The 19,202-nt window shown below is 70.0% G+C and carries 21 protein-coding genes and 1 pseudogene; 11 read left to right on the plus strand and 11 right to left on the minus strand.

Going from position 1 to position 19,202, the window contains the following annotated elements:
* Window positions 1–109: 109 nt before the first annotated feature.
* Window positions 110–676, minus strand: coding sequence for a TetR/AcrR family transcriptional regulator (locus IF29_RS0119370; protein ID WP_030256383.1), 567 nt, complete (start codon window positions 674–676; stop codon window positions 110–112).
* Window positions 677–822: 146 nt separating this feature from the next.
* On the opposite strand from IF29_RS0119370, the gene IF29_RS0119375 reads away from it, so the two are divergent.
* Window positions 823–2,310, plus strand: coding sequence for an MFS transporter (locus IF29_RS0119375; RefSeq protein ID WP_030256392.1), 1,488 nt, complete (start codon window positions 823–825; stop codon window positions 2,308–2,310).
* Here IF29_RS0119375 and IF29_RS0119380 read toward each other — a convergent pair.
* Window positions 2,304–2,765 carry an SAM-dependent methyltransferase gene (locus IF29_RS0119380; RefSeq protein ID WP_030256395.1) on the minus strand — a complete coding sequence of 154 codons (462 nt, stop codon included), beginning with the start codon at window positions 2,763–2,765 and terminating at the stop codon, window positions 2,304–2,306. The two genes, IF29_RS0119375 and IF29_RS0119380, sit on opposite strands and share 7 nt — an antisense overlap.
* 135 nt (window positions 2,766–2,900) lie before the next feature.
* Here IF29_RS0119380 and IF29_RS0119385 point away from each other — a divergent pair, with 135 nt between their 5' ends.
* Entirely contained in the window at window positions 2,901–3,296 is a 396-nt protein-coding gene (locus tag IF29_RS0119385) for a GNAT family N-acetyltransferase (RefSeq protein ID WP_030256397.1), read from the plus strand.
* A 56-nt stretch (window positions 3,297–3,352) separates the two neighbouring features.
* Window positions 3,353–3,523: a hypothetical protein gene (locus tag IF29_RS0119390; RefSeq protein ID WP_030256400.1), complete on the plus strand. Its 171-nt coding sequence runs from the start codon at window positions 3,353–3,355 to the stop codon at window positions 3,521–3,523.
* A gap of 165 nt (window positions 3,524–3,688) precedes the next feature.
* On the opposite strand, the gene IF29_RS0119395 is transcribed toward IF29_RS0119390, so the two are convergent.
* Window positions 3,689–4,720, minus strand: a complete 1,032-nt coding sequence (locus IF29_RS0119395) for a carbon-nitrogen hydrolase family protein (RefSeq protein ID WP_030256402.1) — start codon at window positions 4,718–4,720, stop codon at window positions 3,689–3,691.
* 326 nt (window positions 4,721–5,046) lie between these two features.
* Here IF29_RS0119395 and IF29_RS0119400 point away from each other — a divergent pair, with 326 nt between their 5' ends.
* The 3 genes from IF29_RS0119400 (at window position 5,047) to IF29_RS0119410 (ending at window position 7,890) form a co-directional block, all read left to right on the plus strand.
* The gene (locus IF29_RS0119400; protein ID WP_030256404.1) at window positions 5,047–5,970 is read left to right on the plus strand and encodes an aldo/keto reductase; all 924 of its coding nucleotides are present in this window, start codon (window positions 5,047–5,049) and stop codon (window positions 5,968–5,970) included.
* Window positions 5,971–6,188: 218 nt separating this feature from the next.
* The gene (locus IF29_RS0119405; protein WP_030256407.1) at window positions 6,189–6,806 is read left to right on the plus strand and encodes a DUF1707 SHOCT-like domain-containing protein; all 618 of its coding nucleotides are present in this window, start codon (window positions 6,189–6,191) and stop codon (window positions 6,804–6,806) included.
* An 82-nt stretch (window positions 6,807–6,888) separates the two neighbouring features.
* A complete protein-coding gene (locus tag IF29_RS0119410) occupies window positions 6,889–7,890 on the plus strand; it encodes an aminoglycoside phosphotransferase family protein (protein WP_030256410.1) in 1,002 nt (333 codons plus the stop codon).
* Window positions 7,891–7,901: 11 nt separating this feature from the next.
* Here the strand turns inward: IF29_RS0119410 and IF29_RS0119415 are convergent, their stop codons facing one another.
* The 4 genes and pseudogenes from IF29_RS0119415 to IF29_RS0119425 all read right to left on the minus strand — a co-directional run bounded on the left by IF29_RS0119415 (window position 7,902) and on the right by IF29_RS0119425 (window position 10,592).
* Entirely contained in the window at window positions 7,902–8,672 is a 771-nt protein-coding gene (locus IF29_RS0119415) for a class I SAM-dependent methyltransferase (RefSeq protein WP_030256413.1), read from the minus strand.
* Window positions 8,669–9,655, minus strand: a complete 987-nt coding sequence (locus IF29_RS0119420) for a 3,4-dihydroxy-2-butanone-4-phosphate synthase (RefSeq protein ID WP_232242211.1) — start codon at window positions 9,653–9,655, stop codon at window positions 8,669–8,671. The genes IF29_RS0119415 and IF29_RS0119420 overlap by 4 nt, the downstream gene beginning before the upstream one ends.
* Window positions 9,656–9,706: 51 nt before the next feature.
* Window positions 9,707–9,889, minus strand: a pseudogene (locus IF29_RS49035) (hypothetical protein); the annotation flags it as partial.
* Window positions 9,890–10,265: 376 nt separating this feature from the next.
* Window positions 10,266–10,592, minus strand: a complete 327-nt coding sequence (locus tag IF29_RS0119425) for a hypothetical protein (protein WP_030256416.1) — start codon at window positions 10,590–10,592, stop codon at window positions 10,266–10,268.
* Between the two features lie 324 nt (window positions 10,593–10,916).
* Between IF29_RS0119425 and IF29_RS0119430 the strand changes: the two genes are divergently transcribed.
* Complete coding sequence (locus IF29_RS0119430; RefSeq protein WP_030256419.1) at window positions 10,917–11,279, plus strand: STAS domain-containing protein; 363 nt, start codon at window positions 10,917–10,919, stop codon at window positions 11,277–11,279.
* Window positions 11,280–11,305: 26 nt separating this feature from the next.
* Here the strand turns inward: IF29_RS0119430 and IF29_RS0119435 are convergent, their stop codons facing one another.
* Window positions 11,306–11,644: a helix-turn-helix transcriptional regulator gene (locus tag IF29_RS0119435; protein ID WP_030256421.1), complete on the minus strand. Its 339-nt coding sequence runs from the start codon at window positions 11,642–11,644 to the stop codon at window positions 11,306–11,308.
* 262 nt (window positions 11,645–11,906) lie between these two features.
* Between IF29_RS0119435 and IF29_RS0119440 the strand changes: the two genes are divergently transcribed.
* Window positions 11,907–12,215 carry an STAS domain-containing protein gene (locus IF29_RS0119440; RefSeq protein ID WP_198037505.1) on the plus strand — a complete coding sequence of 103 codons (309 nt, stop codon included), beginning with the start codon at window positions 11,907–11,909 and terminating at the stop codon, window positions 12,213–12,215.
* A 23-nt stretch (window positions 12,216–12,238) separates the two neighbouring features.
* On the opposite strand, the gene IF29_RS0119445 is transcribed toward IF29_RS0119440, so the two are convergent.
* The 3 genes from IF29_RS0119445 to IF29_RS0119455 form a co-directional block, all read right to left on the minus strand.
* Entirely contained in the window at window positions 12,239–13,021 is a 783-nt protein-coding gene (locus IF29_RS0119445; protein ID WP_198037506.1) for an alpha/beta fold hydrolase, read from the minus strand.
* A 19-nt stretch (window positions 13,022–13,040) separates the two neighbouring features.
* Entirely contained in the window at window positions 13,041–14,117 is a 1,077-nt protein-coding gene (locus IF29_RS0119450; RefSeq protein ID WP_084714577.1) for a hydroxyacid dehydrogenase, read from the minus strand.
* 171 nt (window positions 14,118–14,288) lie between these two features.
* Window positions 14,289–15,449: a LacI family DNA-binding transcriptional regulator gene (locus IF29_RS0119455; RefSeq protein ID WP_051725521.1), complete on the minus strand. Its 1,161-nt coding sequence runs from the start codon at window positions 15,447–15,449 to the stop codon at window positions 14,289–14,291.
* A 123-nt stretch (window positions 15,450–15,572) separates the two neighbouring features.
* Here IF29_RS0119455 and IF29_RS0119460 point away from each other — a divergent pair, with 123 nt between their 5' ends.
* The 3 genes from IF29_RS0119460 to IF29_RS0119470 are packed head-to-tail and all read left to right on the plus strand — an operon-like array spanning window position 15,573 to window position 19,165.
* Entirely contained in the window at window positions 15,573–16,619 is a 1,047-nt protein-coding gene (locus IF29_RS0119460; protein WP_051725522.1) for an ABC transporter permease, read from the plus strand.
* Window positions 16,616–17,551, plus strand: coding sequence for a carbohydrate ABC transporter permease (locus tag IF29_RS0119465; RefSeq protein WP_051725523.1), 936 nt, complete (start codon window positions 16,616–16,618; stop codon window positions 17,549–17,551). Before IF29_RS0119460 ends, IF29_RS0119465 begins: the two co-directional genes overlap by 4 nt.
* A gap of 51 nt (window positions 17,552–17,602) precedes the next feature.
* Window positions 17,603–19,165: an ABC transporter substrate-binding protein gene (locus tag IF29_RS0119470; protein WP_030256438.1), complete on the plus strand. Its 1,563-nt coding sequence runs from the start codon at window positions 17,603–17,605 to the stop codon at window positions 19,163–19,165.
* Window positions 19,166–19,202: the final 37 nt, after the last annotated feature.

The following is a 19,202-nucleotide window of genomic DNA, read 5'->3' on the forward strand; positions in this document are numbered from 1 at the left end:
CCTGGTCACCCGTCGAGGGCCGGATGCCTGAGGTGGGACAGCACGTGGCCGAGCACCTCACGGAGCCCTGACACCACGTCCGGGGGCTGGTCCCGGGGAGCGGTTGGGGTCACAGCAACCGGTCGACCAGTCCGTCGACGTACTCCGGCGTCAGCCGGCCCACGCCGAGCAGGACGCGGATGTACATCGGGGCCATGATGTGGTCCAGCACCTCCAGCGCGTCGGGTGCGTGCTCGCCACGTTCGCCGGCGCGATCGAGCATGGACTGCAGTTGCCGGGTGCGTTCGGCCAGGAGGTCGTCACGCGCCTGCTGGCCCTGCTGACCGGTGCTGGACAGGGCGACGGCCAGGCGCACCACCGCCAGGCCCTCGGGTCCGGTGATCTCGCGGGCCACCTGGGCAGCGTAGGTGCGCAGGTCGCCGGCCAGGCTGCCGGTGTCTGGCATCGGCGAGCGCGTGTTGAGGCGGGTCAGCGCCACGTCGGTGAGCAGGGTTTCCAGGCTGCCCCACCGGCGGTAGATGCTGCTGTCGGCCACACCCGCGCGGGCTGCGACCTCGCCGACGGTGAAGTTGCCGTAGCCGCGCTCGCTGATCAGGTCGGTGACGGCCTGGTGCACCTCCGCGCCGACGCGGGCGCTGCGCCCGCCGGGCCGTCGGGCTCGCTGTCCATCGTTCATGCCATCACTTTAACGCAGCCGTGACTTGCGTTTACGAGGTGCACCTCCGTACAGTCGGTTAACGCAGTCAGGGACTGCTTTAGTGGGCCGGGGGCTGACCATGTCGGCCGTAAAGACGCACAACTGACGATGGAGGGGGCATCCTCATGGCTGCATCACCCGCAGCTGCAGGCAATCGAACGAACCGGGCCGTGCTGCTCACGGTGACCTGCCTGGGCCAGTTCATGATCCTGCTCGACAACACGATCGTCGGAGCGGCACTGCCCGACATGCAGCGCCGGCTGCACACCCAACTGACCGGTCTTCAGTGGATCGTCGACGCGTACGTCCTGCTGGTCGCCATGCTGCTGCTGTCCGGCGGCGTCTTCGCCGACCGGTTCGGCCGCAAGCGGGTCTACCTGACCGGTGTGGCCGTCTTCACCGCCGCGTCGCTGCTGTGCAGCCTCGCGCCCTCGCTCGGCTGGCTGATCACCGGCCGGGTGCTGCAGGGCATCGGGGCCGCGGCACTGAGCCCTGCCTCGCTGGCCCTGCTCGTCGCCGCCCATCCCGTGCCGCAGGAACGGGTCAAGGCGATCGGACTGTGGGCCGGATTCAGCGGAATCGGCCTGGCCGCGGGCCCCGTGGCCGGCGGCGTGCTGACGGACGCCTTCGGCTGGCCCGCCATCTTCCTGGTCAATCTGCCCATCGGCGTGGCGCTGCTGCTGATCGGTCTGCGCAGCCTCGATGAGGCCCGCAATCCGAGCGCCCCCGCGATCGACGTCCCCGGGACGGTGCTGTCCGTGCTGGGGGTGGGGGCGATGACCTACGGGCTGATCGAAGGTGGCGCCCGCGGCTGGACGTCACCGGTGATCCTGGGCAGCTTCGCCGCCGCGGTGGTCCTCCTCGCGGCCTTCGTTGCCGTTGAGGCGCGTCGTTCCTCTCCGATGCTGCCGCTAGGGCTGTTCCGGCAGCGGCTGTTCACCGTGTCCAACACCGCCATGGTGGTGGTGGGATTCGCGCTCATGGGTTCGTCGTTCTTCTTCTCCCAGTTCTTCGTCTACGTCCAGGGCAGCTCGATCCTGCGCGCCGGCCTGCAGACCCTGCCGACATCCCTCGCCATGGTGGTCGTCAGCCCGTACGCGGGCCGGCTCGCCGCCCGGTACGGCTTTCGGATCGTGGTGACCACCGGCCTGGCCCTGGCCGGACTGGGACTGCTGGCGCTCGGCCTGGTACACGCCGACACCGGCTACGGGAACGTGTGGTGGCGGCTGGCAGTCGTAGGCATCGGCTTCGCCCTGACCCTGTCCCCGCTGACGGGGGCCGCCATCCAGGCAGTCAGCCCGCAGGAAGGCGGCCTCGCATCGGGCATCAGCAGCACCACCCGGCAGATCGGCGCGGTACTCGGCGTGGCGGTACTCGGAGCCGTCGTCCGCACCCGGCAGTCCGGCGGCGCCTCCTACGCGACCAGCCTCAACAGCGCCTTCCTCGCCGCAGGCACCGTCACACTGGCCACCGCCGTGTTCACCGCCCTGTGGCTGGCGAGGTCCAAGCCCACGGAAGGCCCCGCAGCACCGCAACGTTTCACCGGTCCAGGTACGGTCACCACCTCGAACGAGGCACCCGCAGACAACCGTCACCGCGCCGTAGGTCAGTAGTACTCGCCCATCAGTTCCTTGGACCAGAGCGGCTGGACGATCTCCCCGCGCGGACCGAACTCGCTCATGTACGGCTTGATGTCGAGTACCGGGGTCCCGTCGATCGCATCCAGTTCGGCGACACGGACCGTCAGGCCGCTCACCTCCAGCAGTCGGCACCTGGACACACCGATCCGGTTGGGCCGGTTCTTCCCGCGCTGGGCGAAGATCCCCACCAGTGGCCAGTCCTGCCGGTTCCGCGGGTGCCGGGCACCCGTCTCCACCTTCTCTTCAGGGACCAGGTGGAAGTGGTAGACGACCTCCAGGTGTGAGAAGTCGGCCAGCCCCGCGAGAGCCTCAGGTGAGAACTGGTCAGAATCCAGCTCGATCGCGGCCGTGACCGTGCCCCAGTGGTCGTCGAACGCCTCGTCGCGACCGCCGACGACAGTACCGATAGGAGAGATGGAGAGTGTCATGGACCGGACTCTACGACACCGCTGCCGCCGCCTCCGAGGCGAGTGCCCCCTGCCCCGCTCTCAGGTACCGCCCGCTCCTGGAGCGTTCTCCAAGTGGAGGATGAGCGGGCCGACGCGGCGGTCTACGCTCACGCCATGACGATCACCTATGAGTGGCGAGGAGGCTTCGACAACCTCGCCGTCAATGCGCTGCATGCAGAGGGCTTCGGCCATCCAACCGTGGAGGTCGATTGGCTGGCCCGGGTCGAACGCCACAGCCTGGGCTGGGTCTGCGCACGGGACGACGGTGACCTCGTCGGCTTCGTCAACGTCGTATGGGACGGCGGTGTTCACGCGTTCATCCTGGACACGGTGGTCGCCGGAAGCTGCCGTCGGTCCGGGATCGGAGCCGGGCTCGTCGATGAGGCAGCTCGGCAAGCCCGCGAAGCCGGATGCGAATGGCTGCACGTCGACTTCGAGGAGGACCTCCGGTCGTTCTACTTCGATGCCTGCGGGTTCAAGCCGACAGCGGCAGGTCTCATCGCACTGTGATGCGGCGGAATGCCTCACCCGTTCGGGGGCATGCGCCGTGCAGGAGGGTGATAACTATGGGTCCTGTACTTCTCGTTCTACTGCTCGCCCTGATCCTGGGCGGCGCCGGATTCGCACTGCACGTTCTGTGGTGGATCGCCATCGTCGTCCTGGTGCTCTGGGCGCTCGGCTTCGTCTTCCGCGGCGCCGGTACCGGCGGCGCACGCGGCCGCTGGTACCGATGGTGACCGCAACATCCTGACCCCATCGCAGGGGTGGCGCACCCGGCTGGGTGCGCCACCCCTTTGCTACGAGAGCGTCACCGCAGTGCCTTCCAAGCCAACATGGGGACGACCCTCCGCCTGCCCCGCGCACGGCTTCGGACACCTCGCGCCCCCGGCTGAAGGCGTCGGTCAGTTGAAGCCTGCTGCACGGTTCTCGCTGCGGGGGTCCGCCGGGCAGCGATCGCCTGATCCGGCCGTACGCGCCTGACGACGCCACGGGCGAGCGTGGTTGACCGCTTCCGCCGCGGGTTCGCACCCGTTGTCCAGGTCGACGACGACAACGGCGGGCGAGCCGTCCGCGGGGCACTGCTGGTGCCATCGGCCGTTGGGGGCAGCGACCGCCGAGGGCTCTGTCCCGGCATGCTGGGTCGGTACGGCCAGGCTGACCCAGAAGCTGTTGCTCGCGGCGTGCCCCTGGGTCTGCGCGCCGACATTGCCGGGTTGGACCCCCGTCGTGGAGAGCAGGACGCAGTCGACGTCCAGGGCCTCGTACTCGGCGAACAGCTCCGGGTAGTGGATCTCCATGCCGAGCAGGCAGCCGAACCGGACCCCGTCGAGGTCGAAGGTCACCGGCGAGCGTCCCGGCGAGTACATGTACATCGCCTTGGTACGCGACAGCCGGCGCTCGTCGTAGCGGGTGACCACCGCTCCGCGGTCGGACAGGACGTACAGGCTGTTGTGGGGACGGTTCGGACTGGTCAGGCGGTGCGGTGCGGCGACGACCGCCCACAGTCGCAGCTCGGCCGCCAGGTCAGCGATCTTGGACAGCTCTGCCTGGGCGACCAGCCACGGGTAGCGGTCCCAGTCCGCGGGGCCGACCGGGTCCGGTCCGGTGGCGGACATGATGCGCTTGCTCGGAAAACAGATCGCCCCCTCCGGGAACTGGACGATCCTCGCTCCCTGGTCGCGGGCCTGACGCATGAGGTCGCGGACCTGGCGCCCGCTCTCGCGCAGTGCGTCGATGTCTCGGGAATCCTCGCGCGCCGGAGTCTGTGCGACGGCCAGGCGCACTGCCCCGGTACTCCTGGCCGCCGCCTCTGCAATGGGCGGGGTTTCAGGGAGCGTGGGCGGCAGGAAGTGGCGCAGGGCGGCGGTGTAGGACTCCCCGGTGCGGGTGGCCCGGGCGCGCACCTGGCGCTTGAGGTTGTGACGGGCGGTCATTGGCGGCCTTCCACGCCTTGAGCGACAGTTCCCCGGCAACCCTCGCCCGAGGCGATCGGGCTGCGACAGCGACCTGAGACCCTGGTCCCTTTGCCTCCCATCTCAGACCGTGCCGGGGACGGTCGCGGGAGGTTCGGCGTAGGCCACGCCGAAGTCATTCTGGCGCCGCCTGGCCAAGGGATGCAATCAGGCAGGCCCGTATCCGAGCCCTCGATGCTCCATCAGGTGTTCAGCCCGGTTCCGGAGTTGGCCGGCCGGCGGCGCCAGGAGGGAGCGCGATCGACTCAGCGGAGCAGCAGGGTGCTCCAGGCGTACCATGGGGAACCATGACGATCATGAAGCGGTCCCTCGGGAACACCGGCGAGGATGTGACCATCCTCAGCTACGGCGCCATGGAACTGAGGGGCGCACCGCGCGGCCCCGAGATTGCGGACGACGACGCCGGACGTCTGCTGAACGCCGTCCTGGACGGCGGCATCAACCTGATCGACACCTCGCCCGACTACGGCCGCAGTGAGGAACTGATCGGCGCTCACATCGGCGGACGCAGGGACGAGTTCTTCCTCTCCTCCAAGTGCGGCTGCCCGCTTGACCTGCCGACCGACACTCCGCCGCCCTACCGGCACGACTTCAGTCCCGGGAACGTCCGCGCCAACGTCGAGCGGTCACTGCGGCGGCTACGCACCGACCGCATCGACCTGGTCCAGGTGCACATGTCGCCGAGCGAGGCGACGCTCCGGGAGGACCGTACGGTCGAGACGCTCAAGGACCTCCAGGCCGAAGGAAAGATCCGCTTCATCGGTATGTCGGGTATCCTGCCGAACCTGCCCGACCACCTGGCGATGGGTGTCTTCGACGTCTTCCAGATCCCGTACTCGGCGGTCCAGCGCGATCACGAGGCGCTCATCACCCGGGCTGCCGACGCGGGCGCGGGCACTCTGATCCGGGGCGGTGCGGCGCGCGGCGCTGCGGCGGAGGACAAGAAGTGGCGCAGCGGGCCGCTGAGCCAGGCCCCCGGCACCGCTCAGCGGAACTGGGAGACCTCCGGCATCGCCGAACTCCTCAGCGAGGCCGGCATGAGCAACATGGAGTTCGTCCTGCGCTTCACGCTCAGCCACCCCGGTCTGTCGACGACGATCGTCGGCACCGCCAACCCGGCCCACCTCGCCGGCAACATCGCCGTCGCGGAGAAGGGTCCGTTGCCCGACGACCTCTACGAAGAGGCCAAGAAGCGCCTCCCCCTTCCGTAGGACCGCGCGCGGAAAGGGCCAACGGCGGCCGCAGGCACGGCCCTGCTCACTACAGCCCCGGCATCTCGCCGGGGCTGTAGTGCCTGCGGCGCTCCCATCTGTCCGGCCCGAGGTGGTACCAGAGCTTGGCGGGCATGATTGCTGCGGCATAGCGTTGGTCACCGACCGCTGCGCCGACCCCACCGCGTGAAGCCCTCGACCAGGATCAGGACGGACACATGTCAGACGAGATCTCGCCCGACCTGCGGGCCTCGCATGCGGATCGGGACCGGGTGGTCGAGGTGCTGCGGGTCGCGGCGGGTGACGGCCGGCTGACCTCGGAGGAGTTGGACGAGCGGCTGGAAGCCGCACTGTCCGCGCGGACCGTCAGCGAACTGACGGCGCTCACCGCCGACCTGCCGCCCGTGTCGGCCTCCGGCGGCGCGATGGTGGCTGAGGTCAAGGACGTCCTGCGGATCGAGCGGAGGTTCAGTCCGGTCAAACGTGTGGGCCGCTGGGTGGTGCCGCGACGACTGGAACTGGCGACGGAGTTCAGCGAGGTGACGCTCGACTTCACAGAGGCAGTGATCACGCAGGACACCCTGCAGATCGATATGGACATGCAGGGCAAGAACCTGATCCTGATCACCAAGCCGGGCATCGTGGTCGACACCGATGCCCTGAACCTGGCCTTCAGCAAGGTCAAGATCCGTCACGCCCCGGACCCGGACATGCCGATCACCCTCCGCGTGGAACTGGTCGGCAAGAAGAGCTTCGGCCGCGTCGTCGTACGGCACCCGAGGAAGAGAGCCGCCCGACGGCTACTGGGAAGGCCCGCACACCGTCCCGCCGACTGACGGCTTCCCATGACTCTGCGATGCTGATCGAACGTGCCGGACCGCGTCACTGTCGGGGCGCAAGGATCTCATCGTCGAGGACATGGTGCTGCAAGTCGATCATCTCGTCGAATTGCTCGGCCTCGGGTCGGCCGCCGGGCCGGCGACCAATCTGAAGCCGGGTGATCCGAATCCGGTGTTCGCCGTCGACACCGAGCGAGGGCCGTGGGTCATCAAGACCCTGCGACCGGCCGGACCCTGGTGGTTCGACCGGGCACGGCGTGCGGCCAGCCTTGAACAGGCAGCTCTGGCCGCGGGCGTCGCGATGCCCGGTGTCGCACCGACCGTTCCCGGAGAGCGGATCGGCATGTGGACTCCGAACGGGGACGGCTCCTTTGCCCGCGCGCTGATCCGCATCGACGGATCCCACCCGACTGTCCCGCTTGCCCCGGAAGTCTCCCGCTGGGTCGGAGCGACGCTGGCTGCCCTCGAAGCTGTCGCACCACCGGTCCCCGGAGCATGGGAGGAGACCGGCTACCCGACGTACTCGGCCCCGGAGTGGGCCGAGTGGCTGGACGAGGCCCACACCCTCGGCGTGCTCTCCTCGGCGCAGGTCGTCGACGCTGTGCATCTGATCGCCGATCTCAACGAGCGTGTTGAGAGCGGCATCGCGAGGCGCCCGGGGCTCAAGGTGCTGCACCGGGATGTGAGTCCCGTCAACGTCCTGCTGACCGAAAACGGCCCGCAGCTGCTGGACTTCGACTCTGCCGGCCCGCAGGTGCCGTGGTGGGAGGCGGTCGGGCACTTCTTCGCCCTGGCCAGTCCGGACCTGGGCCGGATCGAACCGGACCGCCGGAGCATCGACGCCGCCGTTGCGGGCTACCGCGACGGCGGCGGTGAAGCCGGACCGGCCGAGCCGGAGGCCTTCACCGGAAGGCTCGCGGCGGATCTGTCGTATGCGGCGTTCCTGCTGTGGAACGCCTGCGGCCATCGCGGAGGTGACGCCGCGTGGCATCTTCGGTGCGCCCACGGTATGCGAAAATCCCTGCGCACGCTCAGCTCGATCTGCACCTCGGCGCAGCGTTGGTCGACCTGGCTGCGCTGATGGAGACACCGTCAGGACTCCGCTCTTCTGCGGGCGGCGAGCAGCAGGATCGGGGGACGTCGCAGGTGTTCGGCCAGTTCGGGGCGGGTGTGCAGGGCTGTGGCGGTCGGGGTGGGTTCCTCGATGGCGGTGAGGTCCAAGCCGGCACCCAGCAGCGTGGCGATCAGCGTGGAGGTGCGTCGGTGGTGTTTCCCGACGCCCTCGAGGATCCAGTGCTGCGTGCGCGGCCCTTCGGAGGCGTAGTCGTCGACCGGCCAGACCCAGCCTGCGCCGATGTGGCAGCCTTCCTCGGCTTCGCCGGTCTGCAGCCAGCCGGGCATGCCCCGGTGGGCGGTGCAGATCGGATGCTCCTGGGAGAAGACCAGCCGTCCCCCGGGACGCAGCCAGTCGGCGATGCGCCGCACCAGAGCCGGGTAGTCGGCCACGTAGTGCAGCACCATGCTGCTGACGACCAGGTCCGCGGACCTGGACGGCAGGCTCAGCGACTCCAGGTCCGCCTGGATGAAACGGACCCTGGGATGCGGTTCGGCGTTCGCCAGCATCCGCCGTGACGCGTCCACTGCCACCACCTCCGCCGCTTCGGCGTCGGCGAGCCGGCGGGCGAGCGCCCCGGTCCCACACCCCAGGTCGACCACCGACGCGCCCTGCACCGCGGGAAGGTGTCGGGCCATGGCGGGGATCTCCAGGGCCTCGTTGATTCCGGCGCCGGTGGCCCGCAGCCGTCGGTAGCCGTCGTGGAATCGCGGGTCGTCGTACAGGTCCCGGCCCTCGACCGGGGTCACAGGTACTCCACCAGATCCGCGATGTCGAGCAGGGGCAGGCCCCACTGCAAGGCGGCGACCTCCAGTTCGGCCGCCCTGGCCATGGTGCCGTCGGCGTTCATGACCTCGCAGCACACCCCCACCGGTGGCAGCCCCGCAGCGGTGCACAGGGCCACGGTCGCCTCGGTGTGGCCGGCACGCTCGGCGAGACCGCCGGCCCTGGCGGCCAGCGGGAACACATGCCCGGGTCGCAGGAAGTCGTCCGGGCGAGCGTCGGGATGCGCCAGGCGGCGCACGGTCGCGGCGCGTTCGGCAGCCGAGACTCCGCTGCCGGTGCCGGACGCCAGGTCCACCGGAATGTGCGGCCGGGTTCCGTGCCGGTCACCCGGTCCCGGGATCGGCCCGAGTTCCAGCCGCTCCAGTACGCCCGGCGCGCACGGCACGGTGGTGTGACCGCAGACCTGGGTCAGCAGGAAGGTGAACGCCTCCGGCCGCAGCCCCGCCCCCGCGAACACCACGTCGCCCTCGGCTTCCCGGTCCGGATCCCAGACCATGACGCCGCCGCCGGCCGCGAGCTGCGCCACCGCCTGCTGCACGCCCCGGGCTCCGGTGACCCGCCCCGCCCAGGGCAGCGCGGCGACCACCTCGGCCACGGCCCGACGCGGGTCGCACGGCCAGCGCCGGGCCAACCGGGTCATCAGGTCGATCTCCAGGTTGACCCGGTCCCCGGCCGCCAGATCCGCCAGGGTGGTCTGCTGCAGGGTCAGCGGGACGAGCACCACGGCGAAGCGGTCCCGGCCCACTTCGGCGACGGTGAGGCTGACACCGTCCACGGCGATCTGGGACTTGGGCATCATCAGTGCCTGGCACCGGTCCGGAGGCTTGATCCACAAGCGCCGGGCGATCCCCTCGTCGTCGATCCGGACGACCTTGCCCACGGCCTCGACATCGCCCTGCACCAGGTGCCCGCTGCTGAAGTCGCCGAGCCGCAGCGGTGTCTCCACATTGACGCGCATCCCGGGCCGCAGCTCTCCGAGCGTCGACCTGCGCCGGGTGTCGGCGGACAACGCGGCCTCCAGGACGCCCTCCGCCCGCCCCGAGGACGTCGCTCTGAGCCCCACCCCGTTCAAGCAGAACGTTCCGCACCCGGCGGCAGCGGCCCGTGGGGCGCTGACCGCGATGTGATCCTGATCGGCCGACACGACGGCGCCGATCTCGCAAATGTGCCCGTTGAACACCTGGTGTCGCCTCCCGACGGCGGCAGGAGGACCCTGCCGGCACTGAGAAAAAACCCAGGAGCCCGCGTCGGGCCCGAGAGGTGACGGGGTCTCACCGTATGGCCCGGAATCGCACCGAGTCGTCCCACCGCAGACGGCGGAACTGGCGGACTGTCACCGCCACACCTGGAATCACACCGCTGCCCATCTAACACGTGGTCAATTCATCGAGCAAGTACCGGTCGCAGCACCGTCCAGCGATCCGCGCCCTCGCCAAGGCGCGAGCGTTGGCCGGGCGAGCGGTGTTCGTGGACGACACCCCCTGGGACGTCCAGGCCGCCTATCGGGCCGGCGTGCCCTCGGCCCACGCTCGTCGAGGCAGTGAAGGTTCTACGGCTCAGCTTCCGCCGAGGGCCCGCTGCAACTCCGCTTTGTTCATGGACGAGCGGCCCTTGATGTTGCGCTGCTTGGCCTGGTTGTAGAGCTGGTCGTAGGTCGGGCCGCCGGAGCCCCGGTGCGAACGCAGTCCGCCGCGCTTGGCAGAGGACATGTCGTGGGTCGAGCTGCGGCTGGCGGTCTTGGACTCACCGCTGCGGGCGCGTTCCTTGTTCACCGTGCGGGCCGCGATCTCCTTGGCCCGCTTCTCGCCCTCCCCGCGCTTCTTCGCGCTGTCCTTGATGTGCTTGTACTGACGCTCCCGCTTGGGACTCGATCCGGAAGGCACTGCATCCACCCGCTCTCCTGGGAGGCTGGATTCTCTGGCTCGCTCGCCTACCCCGGATCCGCGAAGTCATGGGTGGTTCCGGGCGACGAGGCCCCCCCGTAGGCCCGCCCGACCGGAGCCGGGAGCGGCGTAGGCCGAGGCCGACGGCAGGTCGTCGACTGGGCAGAGGGCGCGCAGCCGCCAGGTCACTACCGTTTCATCCTCTGGGAGGATATTGCCGGCGGGCAGGCATTGCTTGTGCGGAACAGGACAGCCGGACCGGAAGAGGACGAGATCCGTCCGGACCGCTGGTCCAGTACTGCCGCCGGAAGCGAGGGCTGACTCATGCCCCTACGCGTTCACACCAGTGCCGGCCGCGCGGTGATCGCGCTGCCCGAAGAAGTCGACATCAACAATATCGAGGCCATCCGCGTCGTGGCGCGCACCCAGGTGTGGGGGGCATTGCCGCAGCTGCGTGAGATCGTGTTCGACCTCACCGGCACGGCCTACTTCGGCACCGAGGCCGTCCACCTGATCCGTGACACCCGGCGCCGCGGCCTTGACCACGGCGTGTGCGTGTTCGTGGTCTGCCTGTCGCCGATGCACCGGCGGCTCCTGAGCTCTATGGGGCTCGGTCCCGACATCGTGCCACCGGACCCTGCCCACAGCCGGATCAGGCTGCCACGGCAACGAGGGCCCAGTTCCTGAAGCTCCCGGCGGGCGTGTCACCGGCTTCACTCCCCTTTCTGGTGCTGAGCTTCCTCGGGGCCGGGGTTCTGGTGGACGGCGAGCAGTGCCAGGAGTTCGGCGACGGTTGATCCGGTGTCAGCGGGGTGGCGCAGGGAGGTGTCGGCGCTCACCTGGTAGTGGTTGGAGCGGCCCTGGCGCGTGTGGGCGAGGTAGCCGCCGGCTTCGAGGTCCGCGATGATCCGCTGGACCGCACGCTCGGTCAGCAGGCAGTGAACAGCGATGTCACGCACTCGGGTGCCCGGGTCGCGGGCGATCGCAGCCAGCACGCGGGCATGGTTGGTCAAGAAGGTCCAACCCGGTCGGCCATCGGAAGCTGCATCCATTCCTCCAATATAGGACCTCTGGTTCACGCCTATCAATTAACGAAAACAAATTCGTGTATAGGTTGACGTGAACTGTAGGACTGTGCATGCTGGACGCGTACATTCGGCAGCCCAGGGAGCTACGGCCATGTCCCCCTCTGACGGTGTAACGGCGCCAGGCGGAACGAGTGGCGCGAGTTCACACAGCCGCGAGGCCTTGACGGTCGGTTCGGACTTGCTCCACATACGGATCGAACCGGTCGGCCCACTCACGCGGGTCACGTTGGCCGGCGAGATCGACTGTGACTCCACCGCGCTGCTCAAAGCCGCGCTCACCCGAGCTCTGGACGACTGCAGTGACAGCCTGGAGTTGGACTTCGGGGCCGTGCGCTTCTGCGACTGCTCAGGGCTGAACGTCCTCCTGCACATCCGTGCATGCGCCGAGAACCGCGGCGTGAGGCTGACCTTGGCCCGAGCCGACTACGCAGTGCAGCGCCTGCTCGAGCTCACCGAGACCCGTGCACTCTTCTGCCTCACCGACCCTGCGCCGGCACCGCCGCCGAACCCTCCCGACGTCGCGGGCCCGGTCTGAGCGGAGGCCGCTGCGCCAGGCCCTCAGTCGAACAGCGACGCGAGTTCGGTCGGGTGTTCCTCGTGCAGGTAGTGGCCGCCCCGCAGCAGTTCGACGCGCCCGCCCGGCAGGGCCCTGCGGGCCCAGGCGGCGCGCTCCTCGGTGGTCATCACGGTGAGGACGGGGCAGCTGAGCGCCCGCAGCCGTGCCTCGGCGGCAGGCCGGGAGCCGAAGGCGGAGGGGGCGAGGTACATGGCGTCCCGGGCCTCGGCCAGCACCGCCGGGTCCATCGCGGACATCAGCCGACGGTGCAGCTCGCGGATGGCCGGCGCGGTGTCCGGACCGTGGGCGGTGCCGGCGAAGCGCACCGCCCACGGCGTGCCCTCCGCCCGCAACTGCCGCTGCTCGCCGGGGATCCGGCGCATCTCGGCCTCGTCCGCCCCGAAGGCCGGATCCAGCAGCAGCAGCCGGCTGACCGACTCCGGGTGCGCGGTGGCCAGCTCGACCGCGATCTGCGCGCCCATCGAGTGTCCCGCCACGGTGACCGGTCCGGTGCCCAGGCCGAGCAGCAGCCGGGCCAGGTCGCCGGCGAAGTCGGCCGGTGCGTATCCGTGCGCGGGGTCCGGTGAGTCCCCGTGGCCGCGCAGGTCCGGCACGATCGTACGGCGGCCGGGGCCGAGTGCGGTGACCAGCGGCCGCCACTCAACGCCGCTGCCGCCCCAGCCGTGGACCAGCAGGACGGGGTCCTCGCCGGTGCCCGAGTCGCGACAGTGCAGGGCGACGCCCGCTCCGGCCCGCGTCGATCCGGCCTGCTTCGGTCCGGCCACCGGTCCCACCCCTTCCGGCTCAGAGTTCCTCGGGGTGCGCCAGCGGTTCGCCGCGCACGATACGGGCCAGCTCCGCGCCCACCTGACGGCCCATCCGGCGCAGCTCAAGGCCCATCGAACCGGCGATGTGCGGGGTGAGGAAGACGTTCGGCAGGTCGTACAGTACGTGGTCCGGGGCGAGGACGTCGGGCTGGGTGACGTCGATGACGGCGTCGATCCGGCCGCTGCGCAGCTCGTCCACCAGCGCGTCCTGGTCGACCACCGCGCCGCGCGAGGTGTTGATCAGCATCGCGCCGTCCCGGATCCGGGCCAGCTGGGCGCGGCCGATCATGCCGGTGGTCTCGCCGTTGAGCGGCGGGTGCAGCGTGATCACGTCGCTGACCCGCATCAGCTCGTCCAGCGGGAGCAGCCGGGCGCCCAGCGCGGCGGCCTGGTCCGGTGTCAGGTAGGGGTCGTACAGGGCGACGTCGAGGTCGAAGGCGGCGAGGCGTTCGATCACCGCGCGGCCGATCCGGGAGGCGCCCACGACGCCGACGGTACGGCCGATGTTGCCCGCGAGCGGGTACTCCTCCTCGCGGTCGATCCGGGTGCGGCGCAGTCGGTACAGGTCGCGGGAGCGGAAGGCGGCCTTGTTGGCGAGCACGATCATGGCGATGGTGTACTCGGCGACCGGGACGGCGTTGGCAAGTCCGGCGTTGGCTGCCTGGATGCCGCGCCGCCGGGCGCCCGGCGGCAGCAGGGAGGCGGCCGCGCCGCCGGTGTGCAGCAGGTAGCGCAGCCGGGGGGCGGCGGCCAGGTCCTGCTCGGTCAGGCCCGGCGCACCCCAGCCGGTGATCAGCACCTCGGCCCCGGCCAGGGCGCTGCGGGCGGCGGGCGAGCCGTACTCGGCCAGGACGCCACCGAGTTGGCGGGTGCGGTGGCCGGCGGTCAGTTCCTGCAGCTCCGGGCCGAAGAGCCGGGGCGCGAGCGATGCCGGGCGCATCGCGAGGGCGAAGGTCACCGGTTCGGCCCGGGCCCGGCGCGTCTCGGCCGGTGGCTCGGCCGGTGGCTCGGGGTCGATGCCTGGGGATGTGGGTGTCTGCGGGGTACGGGTCATCGCTCCTCTTCGCTGCTGGGTGCCAGCGAGGCATGAAACTAGTTCCAGACCTGGTGCGAAAGCAAGAGGGCCGCAGTGGCGAACTGATCCGCAGCACGGACAGAGGGCCCGCAGCACGGACAGAGGTTTCGCAAGACGGCGGACCAGCGGACCGACGGACCGGCGGACGGCTCAGTCCCGAACCCGCCCGGTGGAGCCGCGGACGATCAGCGAGGTGCCCAGCCGGACGTCGGTGTCGCCGTCGCGCAGCCCGAGCGCGATCTCGGCGGCGTCCACCCCGATCTGACGGAACGGCGGGCGCACCGTGGTCAGACCCGGCGTGAGGTCGCCGACCACCGGGACGTCGTCGAAGCCCACGATCGAGAGGTCCTCGGGGATCCGCAGCCCCCGCGCCCGCGCCGCACGGTAGGCGCCGACGGCGACGTTGTCGGTCATGCAGACCAGCGCGGTGGGCGGCCGGTCCGCGTCGAGCAGCAGCGGCGTGGCCCGCTCGCCCTCCTCGATGGTGTTCTGCGCCTGCGCCACCAGCCGTGGGCTGGCTTCAAGACCGTTCTCCCGCACTCCGGCCAGATAGCCGTCCAGGCGCAGGTCGGCCATGGTGCCGCCACGGGGCGCGCCCACGTAGCCGACCGAGCGGTGCCCGAGCTCGGCCAGGTGGGACACCGCGGACCTGATCCCGCCACCGTGGTCGTAGTCGACGCTGCGCACCTGCGGCAGTCCGGGCAGTCCGGGTCGGCCGCAGAACAGCAGCTTCGAGCCGACGGCGGCCAGGTCGCGGACGTAGCCGCCGATCCGTTCGGTGTAGGCGCGGTCCGTGCCCGAGGAACCGACCAGCAGCACGGCGGCGGCACGCTGCTCGCACAGGGTCGCGATGACCTGCCGTTCGCGCTCGGGGATGCCGTGGGTGGTGCACAGCAGCAGCAGGTGGCCGTTGGCGGCGGCCACGCTCTCCGCCCCGGCGGCGGTGGCGCCGAAGGTGAAGCCAGCCATCTCAGAGGTCAGGAAGGCGATGCTGCGCGTCCCGCGGCCGGTCATGGCCCTGGCCAGGCCGTTGACCACGTAGCCGAGTTCGGCGGCGGCGGCGAGCACCCGGGTCCGGGTGTCGGGGTTGACGTGCTGGGATCCGCCGAGGACGCGGGAGACCGTGGCCGGGGCGACGCCGGCGTGGGCTGCGACGTCGCGGAGGTTGACCGCGCCGACCTTCTTGGGCCCGCGCGAGCCGCGCCGCCCGGCCGCAGGACCGACCGCGGGCCCGGCAGTGGGGCCGGCCGCGGGGCTGCCGCCGGGAGTGCCGGCGGGACCGGCGGCGCTGGGGTCTGCTGGGTCGCTCACAGGGCCGATGCTACAAGCCGCGACAACGGTCACGGATCAGCGGAACGGGCCGCGTACGATTCGCCGGAGAACTCGCTGCACGACCCTTGACGCCCCGGATCGCGCGGCTTTAGCGTCCCGGTCATGAAACTAGTTCCAGACAAGGCGAAGGGCGACGAGGCCACCGCGGCGGGCTCCGCCCGGCGGGTGCGCACCCGACCCGTCGGCAGCGGCCGCAGCGCCGGGAGCGGGAAGCCGGGCCAGGCGGCCCGCCGCCGTCGCGGACCGGACCGCGGGGGTTGGACGCTGCTGCTGCTCGCCGCCCCCGGCGTCGCCTGGTTCGCGGTCTTCGCATACGGGCCGATGGCCGGACTCGTGGTCGCCTTCAAGGACTTCAACATCCGGCAGGGCATCTTCGGCAGCCCGTGGAACGGCGTGCAGAACTTCAGGTACTTCCTGGAGAGCGGCGACGCCTGGTCGATCGTGCGCAACACGCTGTTCCTCAACGTGCTGTTCATGGCCGCCTCCCTGGGCACCGGACTGCTGCTGGCGCTGATGCTCAACGAGATCAGGGCCAGGCACTTCAAGCGCTTCGCGCAGTCGGCGGTCTTCTTCCCGTACTTCGTCTCCCCCATCGTGATCAGCATCATCCTGCAGGTCGTGCTGGCCGGGGTGGGCGGGCGCAGCGGCGCGCTCAACGGCATGCTGGGCGTCTTCGACCTGCCGCGGATCAGCTGGTACACCACCCCCGGTCCCTGGCCGTGGATCCTCACCGTGGTCAAGATGTGGCAGCTCGGCGGCTACATGTCGATCATCTTCCTGGCCGCGATCACCTCGATCCCCGAGGAGGTGTACGAGGCGGGCGTGATCGACGGCGCCAGCCGGGCCCGGATGGCCCGCTCCATCACCACCCCGCTGCTGGCCCCGACCGCGGCCATCCTGATCGTGCTCAGCGTGGGCCGCATCTTCTTCGGCGACTTCGCGACCATCTACGCGATCGTCGGCGACAACGGGACGCTGTTCCCGACCACCGACGTGATCGACACCTATGTCTTCCGTTCGCTGCGCACCGTCGGCGACTTCGGGACCACCGCGGCGGTCGGCCTGTTCCAGTCGGTGGTCGGCTTCGTCTTCGTCACCGCGGCGGTGTTCGTCCAGCGCAGGCTCAACAAGGAAGGCAGCATCCTGTGACCGCTCAGCTGACCGAACCGATCGTCGGAGCCCGGGCGGAGCAGCCCGGTGCGCGCGCACGGGTGCGGAACAGGCCCGAGGCGTTCACCGTCGTCAGCTACGTCGTGGTCTCGCTGTTCGGGCTGTTCTGCCTGGTGCCGATGTGGATGATCATCGCAGGCTCGTTCACCGCCGAGTCCAAGCTGGCCCTGACCGGGTACTCGCTGTGGCCGCAGCCGTTCTCGCTGACGGCCTACCGGATGCTGTTCTCCGGCACCGCGCTGCTCGACGGCTACCTGGCCACGCTGTTCATCACCGGCGTCGGCACCGTGCTCTCGCTGTCCTGCACGGCGTCGCTGGCCTGGGCGATCGCCCGCCGGATGCCCGGGATCAGCCGGCCGCTGACGGTCGTCGCCTACATCCCGATGCTCTTCACCGGCGGCCTGGTGCCGCTGTACCTGCTGGTCACGCAGGTGCTGGGGCTCCAGAACAACTGGTTCTCGGTGATCCTGCCGGGGATGATGGCGCCCTTCCTGGTCTTCATCGCGGTGAGCTTCTTCCGCCAACTGCCCGAGGAGATCATCGACTCGGCGCGGGTGGACGGCGCCGGCGAGCTGCGGATCTTCTTCCAGATCGTGCTGCCGCTGTCCAAGCCGGTGCTGGCCGTGATCGCCCTGTTCTACGGGGTCACCTACTGGAACGAGTGGTTCAACGCCCTGCTGTTCCTCTCCGACCAGGACAAGTTCCCGCTCCAACTGATGCTGCAGAACCTGATCGCCAACGTCGCCAACGCGGCCACCCTGCCGGGCAGCACCGCGGCCCAGGCCGCCGCCCCCATCTACCAGTTGCGGCTCGCGATGACGGTGCTGACGGTCGCGCCGATCATGTTCGCCTACCCCTTCGCCCAGCGCTACTTCGTCAAGGGCCTGACCCTCGGCGCCACCAAGGGCTGACCCGCCCCCAGCTGTACGTACCCCACACCGCCCACCACCAGGAGTACAGCCATGCCAAGCACCCCGCGCCCGTCCCAGCAGCTGTCCCGCAGAGGGTTCCTCGCCGCCACCGGCGGCCTCGGCGCCGCTCTCGCCCTGGCCGCCTGCTCCTCCTCCGGCGGCAGCTCCGGCGGCGGGCTCAGCGGAGCCTCCACCGCACTGCTGCCGAGCACCGCGCCGGTCGGCTGGAGCAAGGTGATCGCCCAGGCCAACGCCAAGCTCAAGAAGGACCTCGGCTTCACCCTGGACGCGCAGTTCACCGCCTGGACCAACTACGGCCAGCAGGCCCTGCTGAAGTTCACCGCCGGCGCGCACTTCGACACCGCGCTGGAGGCCCTCTGGCTGAACATGTCGCAGCTGGTGCAGTCCCAGTCGCTGGTGGACCTGTCCGGCGAGATCGGCAAGTACCCCAACCTCAAGGCCCAGCTGTCCTCCCAGCTGATCGCCGCCAACACCTGGAGCGGCGGCAAGCTGTGGGGCATCCCGCAGGTCAACAGTGCCGGCCGGATCCAGCACTTCACCATCCGTCAGGACCTCGCCGAGAAGTACGGCTTCTCCGACATCCAGGACTACGACACCCTGGAGCGCTACTTCTACGCGGTCAAGCAGAAGGCCGGGATCACCCCGTTCGGCGCGTCCTCCAACTCGACCTTCCTGTACGTGGTCCCCGGACCCATCGGCCTGTTCAACGCCCAGTCCTGGAGCGACCCGCTCACCTCAGCCCACCAGTTCACCGGCTCCAACCTCTACTTCCTGTTCGACCGCTCCGCGGCCACCACCGGCTCCTCCAACCCCAAGCCCTTCTGGGAGGACGCCGGCTGCCTGGACGCCTTCAACCGGATCCGCAAGTACAACCAGGACGGCATCATCGACGCCAACGCCATCAGCACCGACCAGGCCACGGCCCAGAGCCGCTGGAACGCCGGCGGCTACGCCGCGGTCTGGGCCATGAGCGACGGCACCTCCAGCAACGGACTGCCCACCCTGCAGAAGACCGTGAAGAGCGCCCAGCTGGCCAATGTGATGCCGCTGCCGGCCGGCGCCAAGCCGCTGCAGACCTTCCAGGCCGACAACGTGGTCGTGGTCAACGCCAACGGCGGCGACCTGGAGCGCACCATGCACCTGCAGGACTGGCTGTCCATCCAGGAGAACCACGACCTGCTGGAGTACGGCATCCAGGGGACGGACTGGGAGCCGGCCGCCGACAACAAGTACAAGATCCTCAGCCAGTACTCCTTCCCCGGCTACGGCCTGCTGTGGCGCTCCAAGCTGGAGCGGCGCTCCCTGTACATGACCGCGTCCGAGGAGAAGATCTTCGACTGGGCCCAGTCCTACGACAACTTCACCCTGGACCCCTTCGCCTCCTTCGTCCCCGACATCACGCCGGTCAAGCAGGAGATCGCGCAGATGACCAACGTCATGACGCAGTACGCCAACCCGCTGTACTACGGCGTCGGCGACGTCACCAGCCAGCTGAGCAAGCTCAGGACGGCCGCCGACGGCGCGGGCCTGGCCAAGATCCAGGCGGAGATGGCCAAGCAGGCCGACGCCCACCTCAAGGCCCAGAAGAGCTGAGCACACAACCACCAGGGCACCGGGTGCGAACTCACCG

It is taken from the genome of Streptacidiphilus jeojiense, assembly GCF_000719095.1.
GTDB lineage: Bacteria > Actinomycetota > Actinomycetes > Streptomycetales > Streptomycetaceae > Streptacidiphilus > Streptacidiphilus jeojiensis.

Coding starts and splice junctions, on each gene's coding strand:
- IF29_RS0119370 (WP_030256383.1), bottom strand. CDS start 676: ATGAACGATGGACAGCGAGCCCGACGGCCCGGCGGGCGCAGCGCCCGC.
- IF29_RS0119375 (WP_030256392.1), top strand. CDS start 823: ATGGCTGCATCACCCGCAGCTGCAGGCAATCGAACGAACCGGGCCGTG.
- IF29_RS0119380 (WP_030256395.1), bottom strand. CDS start 2,765: ATGACACTCTCCATCTCTCCTATCGGTACTGTCGTCGGCGGTCGCGAC.
- IF29_RS0119385 (WP_030256397.1), top strand. CDS start 2,901: ATGACGATCACCTATGAGTGGCGAGGAGGCTTCGACAACCTCGCCGTC.
- IF29_RS0119390 (WP_030256400.1), top strand. CDS start 3,353: ATGGGTCCTGTACTTCTCGTTCTACTGCTCGCCCTGATCCTGGGCGGC.
- IF29_RS0119395 (WP_030256402.1), bottom strand. CDS start 4,720: ATGACCGCCCGTCACAACCTCAAGCGCCAGGTGCGCGCCCGGGCCACC.
- IF29_RS0119400 (WP_030256404.1), top strand. CDS start 5,047: ATGACGATCATGAAGCGGTCCCTCGGGAACACCGGCGAGGATGTGACC.
- IF29_RS0119405 (WP_030256407.1), top strand. CDS start 6,189: ATGTCAGACGAGATCTCGCCCGACCTGCGGGCCTCGCATGCGGATCGG.
- IF29_RS0119410 (WP_030256410.1), top strand. CDS start 6,889: ATGGTGCTGCAAGTCGATCATCTCGTCGAATTGCTCGGCCTCGGGTCG.
- IF29_RS0119430 (WP_030256419.1), top strand. CDS start 10,917: ATGCCCCTACGCGTTCACACCAGTGCCGGCCGCGCGGTGATCGCGCTG.
- IF29_RS0119435 (WP_030256421.1), bottom strand. CDS start 11,644: ATGGATGCAGCTTCCGATGGCCGACCGGGTTGGACCTTCTTGACCAAC.
- IF29_RS0119450 (WP_084714577.1), bottom strand. CDS start 14,117: ATGACCCGTACCCCGCAGACACCCACATCCCCAGGCATCGACCCCGAG.
- IF29_RS0119460 (WP_051725522.1), top strand. CDS start 15,573: ATGAAACTAGTTCCAGACAAGGCGAAGGGCGACGAGGCCACCGCGGCG.
- IF29_RS0119470 (WP_030256438.1), top strand. CDS start 17,603: ATGCCAAGCACCCCGCGCCCGTCCCAGCAGCTGTCCCGCAGAGGGTTC.